The organism is Glutamicibacter sp. NPDC055354 (assembly GCF_053644955.1).
The window spans coordinates 17,772-32,349 of sequence record NZ_JBSHMB010000001.1 but is presented as its reverse complement, the minus strand read 5'-3'; the positions used below and the strand labels follow the sequence as shown (position 1 = coordinate 32,349).

Genomic DNA, 14,578 nt, shown 5'->3' with positions numbered 1-14,578 from the left:
TGGTGGTTGGCGGGCACCACAAAGGTGCAATGAAGATGGCGTCAGCGGAGCGAAGCTCGACACTGGTTACCGCCTAGAGGAAATGGACTCCATGAATTAACGTTCCCACCATTCAAGGCTAAGCCCAAGCCATCACAACAGGCAAGGTTTTGCGCACTACAGCTCGATGATGCCCTCAATCAGGACGTTCGCGGCCCCGCCAACCCAAAACTGGCCGTCGGCCAAGTCCAGATGCACATGCCCATCGCGTCCGACTTTCGCACCCTGCCGGTTGACCAGTGGCGCGGTGGCGTGCCCGGCGGCCATCAGCCATTGCGTGGCCGCTCCATTCAGGCTTCCGGTGACCGGATCCTCGCGCAAGCCCCCGTTTTCGATGGCCAGAGCTCGGACTTCGAATTTTTCCGGTGCCGACGACTGCGGCAGTGCGCCGAAGACCCCGATTTTCCAGCGTCCTGGCCTATTGGGGATCCGCGGTGCGATGTCCAAAACCTGCTGCGAGTTTTCCAGCAGCACTGCGGCCCACCCCGGCCCGTTGTCCGTCCACTGCGAATCCACAATCTGCTCGGGCTCAATGCCCAGGATCTGGATCATTTCCTTCAGTTCGTGCGGCGCAATTGCACCGGTTCGAACAGCCGGCGGCGAAGCGAAGGAAAGCGTTTCACCTTCGATCCTGATCGGCACCAAACCAGCTTCGCACTCGACGACCAGCTGCTTCGGATCCTGCGGCACTCCCCCGGCATGCAGCCAGGCACGCGCTGTGCCCAAGGCAGGGTGGCCGGCAAATGGGAATTCGCGTTCGCGCGCAAAGATGCGGAAACGGTAATCGGCCCGCTCATCGCTGGCCGGCAGTACGTAGGTGACCTCGGAGAGATTGGACCAGAGCGAGTAGTCCTGCATCGACTCGGTATCCAGGCCCTGCCCGTCGAGCACCACGCCTAGCGGGTTGCCCTTGTACGGGGTGGCGCTGAAGACATCGACCTGCTGGAATCTGCGTTGCATTGGACCATCTTCCGGATCTTCGCCGTGGGTGTGGAATTCTGGGGAGGCACGGCAAAACCCCGCCGAGATAAACTCTCGACGGGGTTTTCCGATTGGATCGTCGGGCTAACAAGATTTGAACTTGCGACCTCCTCACCCCCAGTGAGGCGCGCTACCAAGCTGCGCCATAGCCCGATGCCCTCGCAGCCGTTATCCCCAAGTCGTGAGAACCAAGGGTGCCGTCTGCGAAAAGCTCCTTTATTAGCCTACACCAAGTGAAGGGCTAAATTCGAAATTTAGCGATTGCGTCCGCGACGCTCGCGGATTCGCATCGAAACCTCGATGGGGCTTCCTTCGAAACCGAAGGTTTCGCGCAGCCGCCGGGTGATGAAGCGGCGGTAGCCTGGATCCAGGAAGCCGGTGGTGAACAGCACGAAGCGCGGCGGACGGGCCGAAGCCTGGGTGCCGAACAGGATGCGTGGCTGCTTGCCGCCGCGCACCGGGTGCGGGTGGGCTGCGACAAGTTCGCCCAGGAAGGCGTTCAGCTTGCCCGTTGGAATGCGCTTGTCCCAGGATTCCAGCGCGGTATTCAGTGCGGGAACGAGCTTGTCCTTGTGCCAGCCGGTCTTCGCCGAGATGTTCACGCGCGGTGCCCACTCGATATGGGCAAGGTCGCGCTCGATCTCCTGGTCCAGGTAGTAGCGGCGATCCTCATCCACCTCATCCCACTTGTTGTAGACGATGACCATCGCGCGGCCGGCTTCGATGGCCAGCTGGATGATGCGCACGTCCTGCTCGGAGATGGTTTCATTGGCAGCCAGCAGGATGACGGCGACTTCGGCCTTCTCCAGCGCCGTCTGGGTACGCAGCGACGCGTAGTAGTCCGAGCCGACGGCCATGTGCTGGCGGCGGCGGATACCGGCGGTATCCACGAAGCGCCAGACTTCGCCGCCCAGCTCGACAAGTTCGTCCACGGGATCGCGGGTGGTGCCGGCCAGATCGTCGACAACCACGCGCTCGGAGCCGGCCACCTTGTTCAGCAGCGAGGACTTGCCCACATTCGGACGGCCGATCAGCGCAATGCGGCGCGGACCGCCCGATGGGATCATGCCGCCGAAAGCCGAATGGGCCGGCATTTTCTCCATGACAGCGTCCAGCAGGTCGGCGGTGCCGCGGCCGTGCAGGGCCGAGACTGGCCATGGCTGGCCGAATCCCAGTCCCCACAGCGCGGCGGCTTCGGCTTCCTGGTTGAAGTCGTCGACCTTGTTGGCCACTAGGAAGACCGGCTTGCCCTTCTTGCGCAGCATCTTCACCACAGCCTCGTCGGTTGCGGTCGCGCCCACGTGGGAGTCGACCACGAAGAGGATGGCGTCAGCGACGTCGGCGGCAATTTCGGCCTGGTCGGCAACCGAGGCGTGGATGCCCTTGGCATCGTGCTCCCAGCCACCGGTATCGACGATGGTGAATGGGCGTCCCACCCACTCGGCGGAATAGGACACGCGGTCGCGGGTGACGCCCGGGGTATCCTCGACTACCGCTTCGCGGCGGCCCAGGATGCGGTTGACCAAGGTGGACTTGCCGACGTTAGGTCGTCCGATAACAGCCAGGACCGGCGGAATGACAACGTCTTCATCATCGTCATCGAAGCTATCCAGGCCTGCAAGCAGGGCGGAGTCCTCTTCGTCCAGTTCGTAGTCTTCCAGTCCGCTGAGCAGGGCCTGGGCGCGAACCGCGGCCTCTTCCTCGCTCAGTTCGGCCAGGCGCTCGGCGATATCGTCGTCTCCAACGGGGATGTATTCCTCGTCGTGGGTGGAGTTGTTCTCGCTCATGATTTTCCCTTCACAGCGATCGTAATCTTCATCGGCTCTCGCCGAGGATGGGCACCAGCTTTAGGCTAGTTTTTCGTTGCAGTGCCGACTGCGTCAAGCACTGCGTCGATGGTCTGCTCGAAATCCAGGTCCGAGGAGTCTACGGTCATGACTCCGTCGGCAGCCTGGGTGAAGTTCACCACGGTGGAGTCCTTCGCATCGCGGGCCAGCACCTGGGTAGCCAGCTGCGACTCGTTCTGCGTTCCGCCCAGCTGCAGGCCGCGACGGCGCAGGCGGGCTTCTTCCGATGCGGTCAGCAGGATGCGCGCATCGGCATCCGGGGCGACCACGGTGGTGATGTCGCGGCCTTCGGCCACGATGCGGGTGTTGGCCGCAATGATTTCCTGCTGGCGGCGGACCAGTTCGGCACGCGCGTCCAGGTTGGTGGCAACGGCGGAAACCTGCTCGGAGATGCGTGGTTCGCGGATTGCCGCGGTCACGTCCACACCGCCGATTTCAACCAGTTCAGCATCAGGATCGACCGAGATGGACAGCTTGGCATCGCGCACGGCCTGGGCAATGGCCCCGGCGTTGGACAGATCGGTGCCATCGGCGAGCACCGAGTAGGTGATCGCACGGTACATGGCACCGGTGTCCAGGTAGGCTGCGCCCAGCTTGCGGGCGACGGCCTTGGAGACCGAGGACTTGCCCGAGCCGCTAGGGCCGTCGATGGCAATAACAAGCTTGTCGTTGTTCAAGGTGCTCACTGGGCTACCTTCCATCCGTTCTTGGTCAATACATCTATCAATTCATCGCGCCGGCCGGGCACGACCGAAACATCCACCATGCCGACCTGATGGCCTGCGGAGTGCTCCATGCGCAAATCCTCGATGTTGATCTGCGCGTCGCCGATTTCGGTCAGCAGCTGGGCGATCTGCCCCGGCCGGTCATCGATCACGACGGTGACCAACGCGAACGCCTGCGGCGGTGCACCGTGCTTGCCCGGAATCCGGGCCTTGCCGGCGTTGCCCTCGGTCATCAGCTGCGAGAGGTCCAGCAGCGCGCCGGGGCCCTGCGGGTTCTGCAGCGTGCTGATCAGCCGGTCCAGATCTTCCTTCATCCCGGTCAGGATCGGCACCAGTGCGGCGGCATTGTGCGAGAAGATCTGGATCCAGAGCTTCTCGTCGCTGGCCGCGATGCGCGTGGTGTCGCGCAGCCCGTTGCCCGCCAAGGCCAGCTGGTGGCTTTCGGCGTTCAGCAGGCGCGAGGCGATCATCGAGCTGGCCGCTTGCGGGAAGTGGCTGATCAGCGCGACGGACTCATCGTGCTCGACCACGCTCATCCGGTACATGGTCGCACCCAGGTCGATGGCCAGGGATTCGGCGGCCTTGACCCGCGAAGCCTGCGCTCCTTCATGGGCGCAGATGACCCACGGCATGGAGGTGAACAATTCGCCACGGGCCGCGGCCGGTCCGGACTTCTCCCGGCCCGCCATCGGGTGCGTCCCCACATAGCGGGACGTCTCGGCCTCACCCAGCCGCTCGTCCGCCAGCACGCCGGCCAGGATCGAGCCCTTGACACTGGCGATGTCCACCACGGTCGCGTTCGGATAGGCCAGCAGCGCGTCGCCCACCAGGGCGGAGGTGACATCCGGTGGAGCACCGATCACGACCAGTTCCGGGGCGATCTGCTGGTGCTCCAGCAGCACCCCGGCGCCAATGTCCTGGGCTACTCCGGCAGCGGTTGGCGAAATATCCGACAGGTAGACGTGCACGCCCTTGGCGCGCAGGCCCAATCCCACCGAGGTGCCCAGCAAGCCGGTGCCGATGACCAGCACCGGGCCTGCAAGGTGAGAAGACGCCATGGGCTACATCCCCACCATGGCCATGAGGTGCCCGACTTCCTGGTTGCCCAGGGAGCGGATGGTGCCCTGCTTCTGGTCGCCCAGCAGCACCGGACCCACGGCAACGCGCACCAGGCGCTGGACCGGGTGGCCTACGGCGTCGAACATGCGGCGCACGATGCGGTTGCGGCCCGAGTGCAGGGTCACCTCGACCATCACGTGCTTCGGGGTGGTGGCGATGATCTTCAGGTCATCGACCTTGATCCAGCCATCTTCGAGCTTGATTCCCTCGCGCAGCTGGTTGCTCACCGCACGCGGCAGCGGACCGGGGATCTGCACCAGGTAGGTCTTGGGGACTTCGTACTTCGGGTGCTGCAGGCGGTTGGCCAGCTCGCCGTCGTTGGTCAGGATCAAGACGCCTTCGGTCTTGTAGTCCAGTCGGCCAACGTGGAACAAGCGCAGCGAGTGGTGCTCGTTCTTGAAGTAGTCGGCGATGGTGCGGCGGCCCTCCGGGTCATCCATGGTGCACATCACGTGCTTCGGCTTGTTGAAGACGAAGTAGCGGTTTGCCTGGTTCATCTGGATGCGCATGCCATCGACGTGGATGCGGTCCTTGGCTGGATCCACGCGCGAACCCAGCTCGACGACCAGGTTGCCGTTGACCTCGACGCGGCCTTCGAGGATCATCTCCTCGCAGACGCGGCGCGAGGCCACCCCGGCGTTGGCCATGGCCTTCTGCAGGCGGATGCCGTCCTGCTGCTCGCCGTTGATCTCGCGAGCTGCCTGGCTTTCGGCACGAGCCTGGGCGCGGGCGCGCTGGGTCGGGCGCGCATAGTTGGTCGGCACGGAGTTGCCGAAGCGTTCCTTGCCGAAAGCACGCTCGGAGTTCTTGCGCGGTGCTGCGGTGTTGCGCTTGGCCGAATTCGACTTTTCCCCTGGCTTGCCCGAGGCGGACTTGCCATACGGCTTCTCGCCGAATGGCTTCTCGCCGAAGGACTTGCCACCGGTGCGGCCTGCACCGCCTGGCTTGCCGTAGGCCTTGCCGCCGGACTTGCCGCGGCCGCCTGCTGGCTTGCCGCCGAAGTTTGAATTGTTGCCGCGATCGTTGCGGCCTGAGGATGGTCCCCTGCTCATGCTTGCCTGTGTCCCTTGCTGTTACGTGTTCGCTGCGCGAGCCCGCCAGTCTTGGGGCTTCACGCGTGGTTGGTCCGTTGTAGCTGCCGGCTGGCAGCTACCTAGTCGTCGTAGGTTGCCGAATCGAGCGATTCGAGGTCGGCCACCCCGGGAAGATACGGGGACAGCGCAGGCAACTCATCAAGCGAGCCCAGTCCCAGTCGTTCCAGGAAGTATTCAGTGGTTTGGTACAGCGTCGCTCCGCCATCCCCAACTTCCGGATACTCCGTGATCAATCCGCGGGTGAGCAGCGTGCGCACCACTGAATCGACGTTGACACCTCGAATCGCCGAAATACGTCCACGCGAGACCGGCTGTCGGTAAGCGATGACAGCCAGGGTTTCTAGGGCGGCCTGTGACAGGCGTGCTGTCTGCCCGTCGAGCACATAACTGGAGACGAAATCGGCGTAATCGGCCCGCGAATAGAAGCGCCACCCGGAGGCGACGCGACGCAGTTCAAATCCGCGCGGGCGATCCTTACTATCATACTCGGTAGCAAGGGTCTCCAAAGCGGCGGCAACCCTGGCGGTGGGGACTTCGAAGATTTCGGCCAAACGCGCCGAAGATACGGGGATATCGGCGACCATCAGCACCGCTTCAAGGCCCGATTCCAGGCCTCCTGGCAGCTGGTCAATGGGTGCAATCTCACTCATGATCCACCTCACCAGCACTCCCCTCGTAGTCGTCTTGCACGGCCTGCGCATCGAAACTGGACTCCTGGACCAGCGAGATCAGCAGCGGGCCGAGCGGATCTTCCTGCGCAAAGCTAATGGCTTTCTGCCTGAACATCTCCAACAATGCCAGAAAACGCACGACCACCACCAGCTGCGCATCCGCGTCTGCCACCAGCTCGGTGAATGCCAGCGTGCCGCGGGCTTCGAGCAGGGCGGTGATCGCATCTGCTTCCTCGGCAATGGTGACGTTCGCCCCGTGCAGGTGCCCGATGCCGACCTCTGTTTCCGGTTCCGGCTTCGGCGCCAGCGCCTTGGCCGCCATCGCGGCCAAGGCGTCCGGCCCGATGCTGAACACCAGTTCCGGCAGCAGGGCCGCGAACTGCGGTTCCAGCGAGACTTCGCGGGGATGGCGCGCTCCCTCGATTCCGTAGCGTTCGCCCAAGAACTCGGCGGCCTGCTTGAAGGCCTTGTACTGCAGCAGCCGCGCGAAAAGCAGGTCGCGGGTTTCGAGCAGCTCGAAGTCCTCCTCATCGGCCATTTCGCCGCGCGGCAGCAAGCGGGCCGCCTTCAAATCCAGCAGCGTGGAGGCGACCACGAGGAATTCGGTGGTTTCATCGAGCACCCTCATCCCGTCGCTCCCCTCGGCGGCACTGGTGGCTTGCAGCTCGCGCAGGTAGGCGATGAATTCGTCGGTGACCTCTGCCAACGCGACCTCGGTAATATCCAGCTCGCGTTTGGTAATCAGGTGCAGCAGCACATCGAAGGGCCCGTTGAAATTCTGCAGGGCAAGGCGAAAACCGCCAGCCGATTCCTGCTCAGCTCCTGCTGGCGTGGTGGAATCGGTGGCGGCTTCTTCGCTGAGCGTGGCGCTCATTACGGGGCACCACCACGCCAAATCAGTTCGCGGGCGAGGTTGCGGTAGGCCTCAGCGCCCGGGTGGTTGGCGGCGTAGGAAGTAATCGGTTCGGCGGCCACGTTCGCGTCGGCGAACTTGATGGTGCGCTTGATGACGGTCTCGAAGAGCTTGTCGCCGAAGGCCTCATCCAGCCGGGTGATGACCTCGCGGCTGTGCAGGGTGCGGGCGTCGTACATGGTGGCCACCACGCCGTCCAACTCCAGCACTTGGTTCAGCCGGTCCTTGACCTTGTCGATGGTTTCCATCAGCAATGCCACCGCACGCAGCGCAAAGAACTCTGCGGTCAGCGGGATGATCACGCCATGGGCGGCGGTGAGCGCGTTGATGGTCAGCAGGCCCAGCGATGGCTGGCAGTCGATGAGCACCACATCGTAGTCGTCGATGACATTGCGCAGCGCACGTTCCAGCACCTGCTCGCGGGCGACCTCGTTGACCAGCTGCACCTCGGCTGCGGACAAATCGATGTTGGCTGGCAGCAGATCGATGTTCTCGACGTCGGTCTTCACGATGGCGTCGGTGATCTTCACCTTGCGGTCCATCAGCACGTTGTAGACGGTGATGTCCATTTCATGCGGGTTGGTTCCGAAGCCGGCAGACAGCGCGCCCTGCGGGTCGAAGTCCACCAGCAGCACCTTGCGGCCGTACTCGGCGAGCGCGGCGGCGAGATTGATGGTGGAGGTGGTCTTGCCGACGCCGCCCTTCTGGTTCACCATGGCGATCACGCGTGCCGGGCCGTGCGATGGCAACGGTGCTGGCACGGGGAAATCTGTCAATGGCTTGCCAGTAGGACCCACTGGGCGAGGCTCCTTGAGCATCCCCGCTCCGCGGTGCTTGTTTCCCTGTTCCTCGCTCACGATGGGTAAACCACACTTCCCGTTCGATAAACCTGATTCTTCGAGCTGTAAGCTCTTTTCAAGGTTATCGGTCGAAGCAAAAGATCTTGGTTTTTTGGGTTCTTCCACGGCGAGCCTTTACCTTGAACCTTAGCTCTAATGTTGTATGCGAGCTGAACGCAATCTGGCATTTACGGGAAGGGCGCGATGCGCACCATTGAAAAGCTCGCCAGCTGGGCGGAAGCCGAGCCAGGCAGCAAGCAGGCAAGGGTCCGTGTGCTCCTCCAGGCCCAACTGGACGACGGGCAATTCATCGTGGTGCTCGACGACCGCGGATGGTCCAGCAGCGAAGAATGGGCGCAGGTGACGCCGGCCGGAATCCGCGAAACCGCGTTGGTTGTGGTGGGCCCGGATGAACCGGCACCGGGGTGGAGACGGGCCGAGGAGCTGCATGCTTATTGGGAGTACATCCAGTCGATTCTCGCTGCGCAACAGCTGCACGCGTCGATCAACGAGCTGATGGCTCTGGATCATGAGGTCCAGTTCGGCCCGCGCCTGCACACCGCGGCCGGCCACTGACCTGCGTGCTTCTGGGCCGAAAACCGGAATCATCATGAACCAGGATTCCCGCGCCATGCACCGCTTGGACGGTACGCGAACTGCTTGACCACCTCTGCGATCTGGCCCTAGCCACCGGCCAGGCACTGGAGGGTGATCCTGCCGTGGAGTCCCCGGCTGGGCAGCGCCCTGGTGCCCAGCCCGATCATCCGTTGGCTATTCGGATAAGTTCTTGATCCTGGCGCATTCCGGTGGTCGAATGGTTCCACACGCGCCGGCATCCGGCGGCATAAGGGGCGAGGCAGATGTTCACGGGAATGCTCAGCAATTGCACGGTATCGAATTTGGCCCGGGCCGAGCACTGGTACGCGCGGCTCTTCAACCGGGCGCCGGACCAGCGGCCCATGGACGGGCTGCTCGAATGGCATCTGGCCCCGGGATTCGGAGTCCAGGTCTTCGCGGAGCCCGACCGTGCCGGATACAGCACGCTGGTCCTGGAAGTGGCCGACCTCGACGCGCAGGCCGCGCGCCTGCTGGATGCGGGCATCGGGCATCACGGCCCGCAGCCTGGCGGCGGAGCACGGATCGTGCAGCTGCAGGATCCCGACGGCAACCGGGTGGTGCTCGCTTCGCCCTTGCCCGGCCTCTCGCGCTGAGCCGGGCATCAGGCTCTCAGGCTTGCTCGGCCAACCAGTCGAAAGACAACGGCAGCAGCTCGCGAATGCCGATGCTGCGCGCCCCGTGCGGGGTATCGACGATGACCCGCAGCCACGGATAGCTATCAGCCATCACCTGGCGGCAGCGCCCGCACGGGCTTTTGATGCCGCGCCCCTGGTTGCCCACCGCCACCACCACCTGCGGATCCCTTGCCCCGGCCGCACGGGCCGCACCGAAGGCCACCAGCTCTGCACACGGGCCTCCGGTGAAGTGGTAGAAATTCACGCCCGCGTGCATGGCGCCGTCGGCAGCCAGCACCGCGGCACCCATGGTGTGCACCCCGTCGCCGCCATCGGGCGCGTCGGTTGCTGCCTCAATGGTCCGCCGGGCGAGTTCGACCAGTTCTTCCTCGGCGTCTGCCAGTGCACGATACTGCTGCCGGTGCGGTGTCCCGTTCATTGCTCCAGCCTAGCTGCCCAGTTCCGCAAGCCACGGGTCCCAAGCCTGGCTGGCCATCTCCGCCAGCAGGTCGTATCCTGCTGCGCGCGGGTGCGCTCCATCATCGGCGGCCACTTGGCGGCGCCACAGCTCATGTCCCGCGAGATCCCCGAACACGCTTAGATAAGGCACATTCCTCGACGCGCACCGTGCCCGCATTTGCGCATCCAGCTCGCGCAGTTCCGCGTTCAATGCATCATCGGCGATCGGCGGCGGACCGATCATGAGAACCGGCCAATTGCGTTCCTTTGCCGCATCCAGGATGGCCTCGAGGTTCTGGATCCGTTCTCCGGCGGCCACCCGCGGCTTCGCGTCCCAGCGGATCACGTCGTTGACCCCGAAGCAGAGCACCACGCCTGGCGCGTAATCCCCTGGCGGAAAGCGTGCGGCGCATTCAGCTTCGAATCGCTGCCGGATCATGGCGCTGGTATCGCCGCGAACACCGAGGTTGTAGCCGGTGAGCCCATGGCCCCGTTCGATTCCCCGGGCGACCAGCCGCCCCGCCCATCCGCGATGGGTTTCATCGCCGACTCCTGCGACGAAGGAATCGCCGACAAAGCACACTCGTACCGCTGAACCCATGATGCCTTTCCGCCTGCTGGCTGCTGCGCCCGGCTAGGCCCTATCTTGCCAAAGGCGCCCAGACGCAGAAAATCCGTTACCCGAACGTGTCGGATAACGGATTTCCAGCAAGGTCCTAGTGGCCTTCGACGCTGCTCTCGTCGAATGGAAGGCTGCCCGCCAGTACGGCCTTGGCCTGGTCCATGTCGATCTCCCTGGTCCACTTGCCGATCAGCAAGGTTGCCACGGCGTTGCCGGTGAAGTTGGTCAGCGCGCGGGCCTCGGACATGAACTTGTCGATGCCCACGATCACGCCCATGCCGTCCAGCAGTTCCGGGCGGTGCGACTGCAGGCCGGCTGCCAGGGTGGCCAGGCCGGCGCCGGTCACGCCGGCTGCGCCCTTGGAAGCGATGATCATGAAGACCAGCAGGCCGATCTGCTCGCTCAGGCTCATGGGCATGCCCATGGCCGTTGAGACGAAGAGTGCCGCCATGGTCAGGTAGATGGCGGTGCCATCGAGGTTGAAGGAGTAGCCGGTAGGCACGGTGATGCCCACGACGGGCTTGGACACCCCTGCGTGCTCCATCTTGGCGATCAGGCGCGGCAGTGCCGACTCGGAGGATGAGGTGGAGAAGATCAGCAGGTATTCGCGAGCCAGGTACTTCAGCAGCAAGAAGATGTTCAGGCCGGTGACCAGGCGCAACAGGGAACCGAGGACGACGACGATGAAGAGCGCGCAGGTGACGTAGAAGGCACCCATGAGGATCGCCATCGAGCCGATGGCGGCCCAGCCGGTAGCACCGACCACTGCGGCAATGGCACCGAAGGCACCGATCGGGGCAGCCCACATGATCATCATCATCAGGCGGAAGACCACCGCCTGGATGTGCTTGACTGCGTTGAGCACAGGCTCGCCGGACTTGCCCATGGACTGCAGCGCGAAGCCGACCAGCAGGGCCAGCACCAGGGTCGGCAGCACGGGGATGTCGCCCGGAATCATTTCCAGCAGGAAGGCCACGGTGGAGTTCTCCCCGCCGCCGGATCCCGACTCGTACGGCTCGAGCTTCAGCCCCGAACCCGGGTGGATGATGTTGCCGACGACCAGGCCGATGGCCAGCGCAAAGGTGGACATGGTGATGAAGTACAGCAGCGCCAGGCCGCCGACCTTGCCGACGGTTGCCGCCTTGGCAATGGAACCAACGCCCAGGACGATGGTGCAGAAGATGACTGGACCGATCAGCATCTTGATCAGTGCGACGAATCCGGTGCCCAGGGGCTTGAGGGCCTTGCCCACCTCCGGGGCCAACAGGCCGACCGCTGCGCCGAGCACCACGGCGGCAATCACCATGATGTACAGCCAGTGGGTCTTGTCTTTCTTCTTCGTTCCGGCCTGCGGCGAATTGCCTGCCGGCGGCATCTGGTCTGTGACAGCCATGGTAGTCCTACCCTTGTGAGCGCATGGAACCGAACCGTGCACCCTTGCACAGCCGGCATTACGTAGAATCGTTCTGTATCCATGGTGCGGTTCGAAGTGATCCGCATCTCCATTGCGTTCATATTGGTCACGCGGTGAACAGTACAAGGACCAGGCAGCACAAGGAGATGAGCGCAGTGACCGATCATTTCACCGACCTGTCGCTGGCCCGCCCCACCCGCGAGGCCGCCTCCCCCGCACCGCTCAGCCGCGACGGCTGGTCCCTGGCGGTAGTCATCTTCGCCGCCCAGATGCTGGTGGTCATCTTCGTCGTCGTCGGCCTGGCGGTCGCCACCTACCAGCACCAGGCGCAGGTGATCCAGGATGACAAGCAGGCCACGGTGGCCACGATTTCCATCACCCTGGCCAACGATCCTTTCGTGTCCCAGGCCCTGGCCGGCGATCACCCCACCGAGCAGCTGCAGCCCTACACCGACAAGATCCTGGACCGCGGGCAAGGCGTGGATTTCATTACGATCATGACCCCCGATGCCCTGCGCGTCACCCACCCCGACCCCGAGCAGCTGGGCAAGGGATATTCGGGCAGCATCAACCAGGCACTGGCCGGCCAGACCCACAACGAGGTGGCCGCGGGCACCTTGGGCCTATCGGTGCGCACCATCGCCCCGGTCTACCATGACGGCGAGCTGGTGGGGATGGTCTCTTCGGGCATCACGCTGGAGAGCCTGGAGTCGATCTACCGCAGCGAACTTCCGCAGATCATGACCGTTTCGGCGCTGGCCCTGCTGCTGGCGGGTTTCAGCTCATGGTCCTTCTCCCGCTACGTCAACCAGGCCACGCTCGGCTTCGGCCCGCACGGGCTGCGCCGGCTCTACGCCTTCTACTTCTCGGCCCTGCACTCGGTTCGCGAGGGCCTGGTCCTGCTGGACCGGCGGCACCGCATCGTGCTCTACAACCAGGAAGCTTCAAGATTGCTCGGCTTCCCCGAGGAAGTGCCTTCCGGCGGATTGGACCTCGACCAGGTGCAGATCCCCGAAACCCTGCGCACCCTGATGGCGACCGGACGCAGCTGCAAGGACGAAATCCATTTGGGCACCCATACCGTGCTGTCCATTTCCCAGGGCCCGGCCCGCCTGACCAACGCGCGATTGCCCCGCCGCGGCGGGCTGCCGGCCCGCTGGTTCGGTTCCCAGCCGGTGACCGGCCAGGTCATGACGCTGCGCGATTTGACCGAAGTGCAGGAACTGGCCGGCGAAGTGCAATCGCTGAAGACCTTCTCCACCGCCCTGCGAGCGCAAACCCATGAGCATGCCAACCGCCTGCACACCATTGCCACGCTGATCGAAAATGGCCAGAGCGACAAGGCGCTGGCCTTCGCGGTCGATGACCGCCAGCATTCGCAGAAGCTCACCGATGCGATCGTGCATTCCATCGACGACGTCTATCTTTCCAGCCTGCTGGTGGCCAAGGCCGCCCAAGCCCATGAGCGCGGCGTGAAGCTCGATATCAACGCGCAGGGCATGATTCCGGGCAATGCCTTTGCCGCCACCGACATCGTCACCATCGTCGGCAACCTGCTGGATAACGCGCTGGATGCTTCGGCGGGCACCCAGGACGCGACGGTGTGGGTGGAAGTGGCCGCGGCCGATGACGAGCTGATCATCGCGGTGGCCGATTCCGGCCCGGGCATCGAACCCGAGTTCCTCGATCAGCTGCTGCGCTTCGGGGCCAGCACCAAGGCCGGCGGCCAGCCGCGCGGCCTGGGGCTGGCACTGGTGCAGCAGGCGGTGCTGCGGCTAGGTGGCACAATGGGTGTTGATAACGATGCCGGCGCAATCTTCACCGTCACCTTGCCTTTGAGAATCAGCGACTAGCCCAGGAGGGTACCGTGCACGAATCCCCTGCAGCCACGCCCCCGCCGGGCACCGCCTCGCACAGTTTCAAGGTGCTCGTGGTCGACGACGAGCCGCAAACTGCCGCCTCCCACGCCAAGTACGTCAACCGCGTTCCGGGATTCGCCACCGGCGCCATTGCCGCCAACGGCCAGCAGGCGCTCGGGCTCCTGGCCGCGGCCCGCGATGCCCACGACCCCTTTGACCTGGTCCTGCTGGATATGACCCTGCCCGACCTGCACGGCATCGACGTCGCCAAGCGCATGCGCGGCCGCGGGCTGACCACCGACATCATCGCCATTACCGCGGTGCGGGACCTGGCTGTGGTGCGTTCGGCGGTAGCCACCGGAATCACCCAGTACCTGATCAAGCCCTTCACCTTCGCGGCGTTCAGCGAGAAATTGGAGAACCACCGGCGGTTCATTTCCGAGATCAGCTCCACCGGTCCGGATACCAGCCAGGCCGCGCTGGATAATGCGTTCTCGGCCCTGCGCACCACCAGTGCTTCCGCGTCCCTGCCCAAGGGGCTGATTCCGGAAACGCTGGCGCAGATCACCGACCATCTGCGCAGCAAGCCCGATACCTGCCTGTCAGCGACCGAGCTCGGAGAAGAGCTGGGCATCTCCCGGGTCACCGCCCGGCGCTATCTGGAGCATCTCGCCGAGGTCAAGGCCGTGGTCAAGCAGCCCCGGCATGGCACACGAGGCCGCCCGGAATACGAATACCGGGCAGCCTCGCGCAGCTAGGTTCTG

The 14,578-nt window shown here is 64.2% G+C and carries 16 protein-coding genes and 1 tRNA gene; 5 read left to right on the top strand and 12 right to left on the bottom strand.

All coding sequences use genetic code 11. The features are described from left to right. Positions 1–156: 156 nt before the first annotated feature. The 9 genes from ACWICV_RS00170 to ACWICV_RS00130 all read right to left on the bottom strand — a co-directional run bounded on the left by ACWICV_RS00170 (position 157) and on the right by ACWICV_RS00130 (position 8,246). Positions 157–999, bottom strand: coding sequence for a PhzF family phenazine biosynthesis protein (locus ACWICV_RS00170; protein WP_454090951.1), 843 nt, complete (start codon positions 997–999; stop codon positions 157–159). 100 nt (positions 1,000–1,099) lie between these two features. Continuing rightward, a tRNA-Pro gene (locus ACWICV_RS00165) sits at positions 1,100–1,173 on the bottom strand. 101 nt (positions 1,174–1,274) lie between these two features. Beyond that, positions 1,275–2,807 (bottom strand): ribosome biogenesis GTPase Der, encoded by a 1,533-nt coding sequence (gene der, locus ACWICV_RS00160; RefSeq protein ID WP_105659051.1) that lies wholly within the window; start codon positions 2,805–2,807, stop codon positions 1,275–1,277. A 65-nt stretch (positions 2,808–2,872) separates the two neighbouring features. Then, entirely contained in the window at positions 2,873–3,568 is a 696-nt protein-coding gene (gene cmk, locus ACWICV_RS00155) for a (d)CMP kinase (protein WP_454090952.1), read from the bottom strand. Next, positions 3,550–4,650 carry a prephenate dehydrogenase gene (locus ACWICV_RS00150; protein WP_454090953.1) on the bottom strand — a complete coding sequence of 367 codons (1,101 nt, stop codon included), beginning with the start codon at positions 4,648–4,650 and terminating at the stop codon, positions 3,550–3,552. Before ACWICV_RS00150 ends, cmk begins: the two co-directional genes overlap by 19 nt. A 3-nt stretch (positions 4,651–4,653) precedes the next feature. Further along, on the bottom strand, positions 4,654–5,763 hold the full coding sequence (locus ACWICV_RS00145; protein ID WP_332502657.1) for a pseudouridine synthase: 1,110 nt from the start codon (positions 5,761–5,763) through the stop codon (positions 4,654–4,656). Between the two features lie 101 nt (positions 5,764–5,864). After that, entirely contained in the window at positions 5,865–6,455 is a 591-nt protein-coding gene (gene scpB / locus ACWICV_RS00140) for an SMC-Scp complex subunit ScpB (protein WP_105659047.1), read from the bottom strand. Next, complete coding sequence (locus tag ACWICV_RS00135) at positions 6,448–7,350, bottom strand: segregation and condensation protein A (RefSeq protein WP_454090954.1); 903 nt, start codon at positions 7,348–7,350, stop codon at positions 6,448–6,450. The genes scpB and ACWICV_RS00135 overlap by 8 nt, the downstream gene beginning before the upstream one ends. Then, positions 7,350–8,246, bottom strand: a complete 897-nt coding sequence (locus ACWICV_RS00130) for a ParA family protein (protein ID WP_013348536.1) — start codon at positions 8,244–8,246, stop codon at positions 7,350–7,352. Before ACWICV_RS00130 ends, ACWICV_RS00135 begins: the two co-directional genes overlap by 1 nt. Before the next feature lie 186 nt (positions 8,247–8,432). On the opposite strand from ACWICV_RS00130, the gene ACWICV_RS00125 reads away from it, so the two are divergent. The 3 genes from ACWICV_RS00125 (at position 8,433) to ACWICV_RS00115 (ending at position 9,439) form a co-directional block, all read left to right on the top strand. Then, positions 8,433–8,804: a hypothetical protein gene (locus ACWICV_RS00125; protein WP_400290610.1), complete on the top strand. Its 372-nt coding sequence runs from the start codon at positions 8,433–8,435 to the stop codon at positions 8,802–8,804. Between the two features lie 44 nt (positions 8,805–8,848). Then, complete coding sequence (locus ACWICV_RS00120; RefSeq protein ID WP_400290988.1) at positions 8,849–9,019, top strand: maleylpyruvate isomerase N-terminal domain-containing protein; 171 nt, start codon at positions 8,849–8,851, stop codon at positions 9,017–9,019. 69 nt (positions 9,020–9,088) lie between these two features. Then, positions 9,089–9,439: a VOC family protein gene (locus ACWICV_RS00115; protein WP_105659044.1), complete on the top strand. Its 351-nt coding sequence runs from the start codon at positions 9,089–9,091 to the stop codon at positions 9,437–9,439. A 16-nt stretch (positions 9,440–9,455) separates the two neighbouring features. On the opposite strand, the gene ACWICV_RS00110 is transcribed toward ACWICV_RS00115, so the two are convergent. The 3 genes from ACWICV_RS00110 to ACWICV_RS00100 form a co-directional block, all read right to left on the bottom strand. Then, positions 9,456–9,899 (bottom strand): cytidine deaminase family protein, encoded by a 444-nt coding sequence (locus tag ACWICV_RS00110; protein ID WP_332595002.1) that lies wholly within the window; start codon positions 9,897–9,899, stop codon positions 9,456–9,458. A 9-nt stretch (positions 9,900–9,908) separates the two neighbouring features. Beyond that, positions 9,909–10,520, bottom strand: a complete 612-nt coding sequence (locus tag ACWICV_RS00105; protein WP_400290606.1) for a DUF459 domain-containing protein — start codon at positions 10,518–10,520, stop codon at positions 9,909–9,911. Positions 10,521–10,635: 115 nt separating this feature from the next. Then, positions 10,636–11,934 carry a cation:dicarboxylate symporter family transporter gene (locus tag ACWICV_RS00100; protein ID WP_105659041.1) on the bottom strand — a complete coding sequence of 433 codons (1,299 nt, stop codon included), beginning with the start codon at positions 11,932–11,934 and terminating at the stop codon, positions 10,636–10,638. A 167-nt stretch (positions 11,935–12,101) separates the two neighbouring features. Here ACWICV_RS00100 and ACWICV_RS00095 point away from each other — a divergent pair, with 167 nt between their 5' ends. Then, positions 12,102–13,808: a sensor histidine kinase gene (locus ACWICV_RS00095; RefSeq protein WP_166650818.1), complete on the top strand. Its 1,707-nt coding sequence runs from the start codon at positions 12,102–12,104 to the stop codon at positions 13,806–13,808. Between the two features lie 14 nt (positions 13,809–13,822). After that, positions 13,823–14,572, top strand: a complete 750-nt coding sequence (locus ACWICV_RS00090) for a response regulator (RefSeq protein ID WP_105659039.1) — start codon at positions 13,823–13,825, stop codon at positions 14,570–14,572. Positions 14,573–14,578 lie beyond the last annotated feature (6 nt).